Origin of the sequence: Archangium sp. (assembly GCF_036389735.1) — a bacterium.
Taxonomy (GTDB): Bacteria; Myxococcota; Myxococcia; order Myxococcales; family Myxococcaceae; genus Archangium.
In genome coordinates this window covers 1-5,675 of sequence record NZ_DASVWK010000990.1, presented here as the reverse complement: position 1 = coordinate 5,675, position 5,675 = coordinate 1, and the positions used below count along the sequence as shown (strand labels likewise).

4 protein-coding genes are annotated in these 5,675 nt (G+C 72.2%); 1 reads left to right on the top strand and 3 read right to left on the bottom strand.

Annotated elements, in window-relative coordinates:
* On the bottom strand, window positions 1–1,459 hold a 1,459-nt coding region (locus VF794_RS35240), incomplete at its 3' end, for a VIT domain-containing protein (RefSeq protein ID WP_331117509.1).
* Between the two features lie 9 nt (window positions 1,460–1,468).
* Window positions 1,469–2,524, bottom strand: a complete 1,056-nt coding sequence (locus VF794_RS35235) for a prephenate dehydrogenase/arogenate dehydrogenase family protein (RefSeq protein WP_331117508.1) — start codon at window positions 2,522–2,524, stop codon at window positions 1,469–1,471.
* 128 nt (window positions 2,525–2,652) lie between these two features.
* Between VF794_RS35235 and VF794_RS35230 the strand changes: the two genes are divergently transcribed.
* Window positions 2,653–3,093 (top strand): nuclear transport factor 2 family protein, encoded by a 441-nt coding sequence (locus VF794_RS35230; RefSeq protein ID WP_331117507.1) that lies wholly within the window; start codon window positions 2,653–2,655, stop codon window positions 3,091–3,093.
* 3 nt (window positions 3,094–3,096) lie between these two features.
* Here the strand turns inward: VF794_RS35230 and VF794_RS35225 are convergent.
* A partial coding sequence (locus VF794_RS35225) for a U32 family peptidase (protein ID WP_331117506.1) occupies window positions 3,097–5,675 on the bottom strand: 2,579 nt, incomplete at its 5' end.

Here is a 5,675-nt window from a genome sequence, read left to right as displayed (position 1 = left end):
CCACCAGCACGTCCGCCTCCGCCTTGCGTGGGGTGAGTGCCACCTCCAGCGCGCCGTCACCCTGGAGCTTCCGCCAGTCCCACGTCCGCCAGGAGCCGAGCGTGCGGGGCGTGCCCTCCTCCGGGCCCACCGTCACCTCTCCCGCGTGGCTCGGGTCCACGTGGACGCGCGCCGACACCTTCAGCCCCTTGCCGGCCTCCGGGGGCAGCGGCCACGTGTAGCGCAGGCGCTGGCCATCGAAGAGGAGCGTCTGCTCGTAGGCGAGCACCACGCGCTTGAGGGACTTGGGCGGCAGGGGGAAGACGCGCGCGCTGAAGGTGGAGGCCCCGGCCCACTCCAGCAGCGCCGGGTCCACGTTCTGGCGCACCACGTCCTCGTACACCTGGCGGGCGCGTTTCTGCTCGACGACGCGGGCCTCCTGGGGCACGCCCCACGAGCGCTTCGCTCCCTTCGGGCTCGGCGGGGCCGCCGCCACCAGCTCCTCCGCCCGGCCCGAGTCCCCCAGCGGGGGCAACAGCTCCGAGGACTGGAAGAGCGTGGGCGATTCCACCGCCACCGCGCCCGAGTACAGCGCGAAGCCCGCCACCGTCGCCCCGCCCGGCAGTGGGTAATAGAAGGTGCCCTCCAGCGGGCGCGCGGTGTCGTTCTCGAAGAGGTAGTCCACCACCGTGCGCGCGCGGGCACCCTGGATGTACGTCACCACCCGTACCGCGCGGGCCACCAGCGGCTTGTAGCGGCCCTGCTCGTCCTGGACGAGCACCTTGGCCATGCGCGGCGCGGCCTCCACCTTCGGCAGCACCGGGCGCGCCAGTTTCTCGGGCTCGGGTTTCTCCTCGGGCTTCTCCTCGGGCTCGAGCTGGCTCGGGGGAATGTAGGCGGTCGCGGCGGCCCTGGAGCGCCGAACCGAGCGGTTCTCCTCCGTGCCCTGGATGATGTGGATGATCTCCCGCCGCTTCTGCTCCATCACCCGGACGGGAGGGCGCTCCTCCTCTGGGGCGGGTGCCGCGGCGGGAGACTGCGGGGGCGGGGGCGCTCCCGTCGGTGCGGCGGCGCCCACGCGTTGCTCCATCGCCTCGGAGCCGAGTGACTCATCCACCTCTCCGAAGGTCCTGGGTTCGCGGGGGACGTTCTGCCCTGGGTCCCGCCTCAGCCCGCCCGCTTGTTCCAGGCGGCGTTGCTGGACGAGCTGGGCGAGCTCGTTGTCGGAGATGGGCTGGGGGTCGGCCACGGCCTCGCGCAATTCCGGGAGGTCCACCTCGCCCGTCTCCGGCACGCCCGGCGCCGTGGTGGGGGCGGTGAGGCCGGCGCGGGTGAAGGGGGCCGGGTCCCCCCGGGGGCCCTCGGGTGCCTGGACCTTTTCTACCTTTTCCTCTTCTGCCTTCGGGGAGCTGCGCTTGCAGCCCGGCAGGGCCAGGGCCGCGAGGAGGAGTCCGGTGAGCAGGGCACGCGGGAAGGGCATGCCCCCAGCTTAGTCCGAATGCTGGGCGCGCCGGGAGAAGCGGAGGATGGCGCGGAAGATGGTCTCCATGCCCTCGGGGTCCTGCCCCAGCTCGGTGGCCCAGGCGCGACGCGAGGCGATCACCTTCTCTTCCCGGGCCGGGTCGGGCACCGGCTGTCCCGCCTGGGCCTTGGCTCGGATGGCCCGCTTCGCCAGCTCGGCCCGCCGTGCCAGCAGTTCCACCAGCTCACGGTCGAGCTGATCGATGTGCTCGCGTGTCTCCTTGAGCTCTGGCAGGCCCGACTCGAGCGCCGGCAGGGCCAGGCTCGCCGGCTCCGGCAGCTCCTCCTCGGGTGGCAGGGACTCCAGCTCGCGGTCGATGGTCCCCAGCGCGTCCAACAGGTGCCGCCGCGCCTCCGCCGCGAAGGGGTTCTCCCGCTGGATGGCGGTGAAGAGGTGTCCGGCATCCGAGCGGACGATCTCGATGGTGCGCGACAGCGCCTTGAAGCTGGCCGGGGCGAAGGGCACGTTCAGCCCCGAGCCCGCGTCCACCATCCCCTTGGCCACGAAGAAGGTGAGCGCGTGCGTGTGCGCCATCACCCGGTCATGCCCCTCGGGCGTCTGCTCGACGATCTCGCAGCCCAGCCGCTCGTAGAAGCGGTTCGCGCGGCGGGCCGCGTCCGGGTGGAGCGGGTTGGGACACACCACGACGCGCAACGGGCGCTCGGCCACGGCCAGGCTGAGCGGACCGAAGAGGGGATGCGTGCCCACCCAGGGCACCCGCGTGCCGAGCTTCTCCGTCATGTCCCGCACGGGCCTCACCTTCACGCTGCCCACGTCGAGCACCAGGTGCTCGGCTCGCAGGTGGGGGCGCAGGCTCTCCAGCACGGCCCGCATCCTCGGCACGGGAACGGCCACCACCACGTACTCGGCCCCGGCCACCAGCTCCTGGAGCGAGCCCGCGCGGAGGGGCTCGGGGATGTCCGCCGCCGGGTCCATCGCCCGGTAGCCGATGCCCGCCGCCTCCAGCAGCGCGCCGAGTGCTCGTCCGAAGCGTCCGTACCCCACGATGGCGACCTGCGTCATACGGGAACTCTACACGAGGGGCCTTGGGGCGGTGTGTGCCGTCGAACAGGTGCGCCCGCTCGACTTGGACCCGTGTTGGCCCCTCGGGGGAAAGTGCTCCTCGCGGTACCCCGCTGTGAGGAGTCGTCGTGTCCGAAGAGAAGAAGAACGTGGAGCGGACGAGGCAGATCTTCGAGGAGATGGCCCAGGTCGGCGGTCCCCAGCCCCTCCTCGAACGGATGGCGGAGGACGCCGTCTACAAGCTGTCCCTGCCTCCTGGAACGCCCCTCAGCGGCGAGTTTCGCGGCAGGCGGGCCATCGCGGACTACTTCGAGCTCGTCGACGAGCTGCTCGAGGTGCGGGAGATCCACACCTGGGACTTCGTCGGCAATGGCAAGCAGGTCATCGTCCTCGGCGATGAGCGCTTCACCGTGCGCAAGACGGGCAAGGCGTGCCACAGCGAGTTCGCCTTCGTCCTCGAGTTCCGCGACGGAGAGATCGCCCGCGCGCTCGTCATCGAGGACCTCTCCGGCCTCGTCGAGGCCCATGCGTCCGTCAGTGGGCGCACGGCCTCGCGGGCTTCCGGGTAGGGCTCAGCTGAGCACCTTCATCGTTCCCCGGGTGACGCCGAACTGCTCGTGCACGGAGGTCCGTCGCACCGCCTCGGCCGGCGGGATTCTCCCCGCCAGCAACTCCTGGTAGGCGGCCAGCACGCGCGTGGCCTCGTCCCGTGTCTCGCGGACGAACTCCACCCGGTAGCGACGCACCCCTCGCTCCAGCAGCTTGGGCACCAGGGACGCCGCGCTCTGCGCCTGCGCGTTGAACACCGTGTTGCGGCACCCCACGTCCACGATGACCGGGTGCTCCTGGCCGATGCGATCCCTCAGGGAGATTTGATGCTTCTCGCACGGGCGGCCGCAGCTCTTGAAGTCGCGCCCGTTGGACAGCGTGTGCGAGTACACGCAGTGCTCCGTGTGGAACGTGGCGATGTGGTGGTGCAGGGCCACGGCGAAGCGGTGCGCCGGCACGTGCTCCAGCAGCGAGAAGAGCTGCGTCTCGTCCAGGTCGTGCGAGAAGGTGAGCGTGTCCAGCCCCAGGCTCAGCAGGTGCGCCGCCGTCAGCGAGTTGGTGACGTTGAGCGAGAAGTCCCCGTGCAGCACCGGACGCGGCTGGCCCTCGGGACGCTCCAGGAAGTGCACCATCGCCCCCCAGTGCCGCACCAGCACCGCGTCGGGGCGCAGCTTGTCGATGCGCGCGTCGTACCCTTCCTCGCCCGGCTTCTGCACCCGCACCGTGGCGATCGTCACGCGCAGCCCGGCCGCCCGCGCCCGCTCCACCGCGCGTTGCAGGCCCACCAGCTCCATCCAGTCCAGCTCCACCTCGCGCAGGCCCGCGGCGATGACGGCCTCCAACTGCGCGTCATCGCGGCACAGCGGCAGCAGGCGCGCGCCTTCCTCGGCCGGCGCCTCGGGCACCCGCGCGAGCAGCGAGGCGCGCACGTCCTCGAGCACCGGCTGCTCGTTCACCGTGCGCTTCGGGCCCCGCTCCACCTCGACGGCGAGCCGGGCCACCAGGTCGCGGCGCAGTGCCTTGAGCTCGGACACGGGCAGGTGCAGCCCCGGCGCCAGCTCCGCGCGGTCCAGCCGCGCCAGCGTGAAGGGCGTGCCTCCGAAGGCGCCCAGCTTGTCCCGCAGCAGGGTTTCGTCCAGGCCCGCGCCCCGCGCCGGAGCGAGCGGCGTCTGGCCCGTCACCGTGCCCTCGTGTCCCCAGGCGCTGGCGTGCAGGCTGAGCGGGGTCCCCGGCGCGCCGGAGACCTTCAGCGTCAGCGGGATGCGGCCCTCGGGCTCCCCCTGCGAGATGAGGCTCTCGGCGTGGCGGACCAGCGCGGGATCGCTGTTGAGCCACACGTGCTGACCGGGTGCCACCCGCCCCAGGTCCGGGCCCGGGTGGCCGAAGCCCAGCACCCAGCCCGTGCCCCGCCGCTCCACGCGGAAGATGGGGCCTCCGGGCTCGTGCTTGGCCACGGGCGTGCCCGCGTCGAAGACGACGCCCATGCCGGGGCGTGGGTCCACGGCGGCCGGCACGGGCTCGCCCTGGAGGGGAGAGGCCACCTGCCCGTTGGGGGCCTCGGGGCGCTCCTCGCCCAGTCCGAGTCCGCCCGTCCACGGGCGCTCGTCCGGGGTGACGACCACGTCCTTGCCGGACACCGAGCGCACCCGGCCGAGGTACAGGCCCCGGTGCTTGGGGAAGCGGCCCTCGACGAGCGTCTGATGGTCCGAGCCCGCGAGGAAGCCGTTGGAGAAGCCCCGGCTGTACGTGAGGGCCATCTCCGCCAGGTCGCTCGCCAGCCGGCGCTCGTCCGGCTTGCCGGCGAGGATGCCATCCACCCAGCGCCGGTACCCCTGCACGGTGCTCATCACATACTGCGGGCCCTTGAGCCGACCCTCGATCTTCAGGCTGTGGACGCCGATGTCGATGAGTTCCGGTACGGCGCGCACGCCCGCCAGGTCCTTGGGGCTGAGCAGGTAGCGCACCTCCCCGAGATCGCGCGTCTGGTCGTCCACCACCAGGTCATAGGGCAGGCGGCACGATTGGGCGCACTGGCCCCGGTTGGCCGAGCGACCTCCCCACGCCTCGCTCGTGAGGCACTGGCCGCTCCAGGACATGCAGAGCGCGCCGTGGATGAAGACCTCCAGCTCCATGTCCGTCTGCCCGGCGAGCCGGCGGATTTCGGTGGTGGAGAGCTCGCGGGGGACGACGACGCGGGTGACGCCCAGGCCCCGGGCGAAGCGGATGCCCTCGGCGCTGGAGACGGTCATCTGTGTGGAGGCGTGCAGCTCCAGCTGGGGGCAGATGGCGCGGGCCAGCAGGGCGATGGCCGGGTCCTGGATGATGAGGGCATCCACACCCGACTCGGCCACCCGGCGCAGGATGCGCTCCACCACGGGCAGCTCGGGCTCGAAGACGAGCGTGTTGAGCGTCACGTAGGCGCGGGCCCCGGCCCGGTGGACGAGTGCCATCGTCTCGGGCAGGCGCTCGAGGGAGAAGTTGTCGGCGCGGGCGCGGGCGTTGAAGCCCTCGTCGAGCCCGAAATAGACGGCGTCCGCTCCGCTGGCGAGCGCGGCCCTCAAGGACTCCAGGTCGCCCGCGGGAGCGAGGATTTCAGGACGTC

What these genes read in the sequence shown, in the direction of transcription:
- VF794_RS35235 (WP_331117508.1), bottom strand. Translation starts at nt 2,524, where the DNA reads ATGACGCAGGTCGCCATCGTGGGGTACGGACGCTTCGGACGAGCACTC.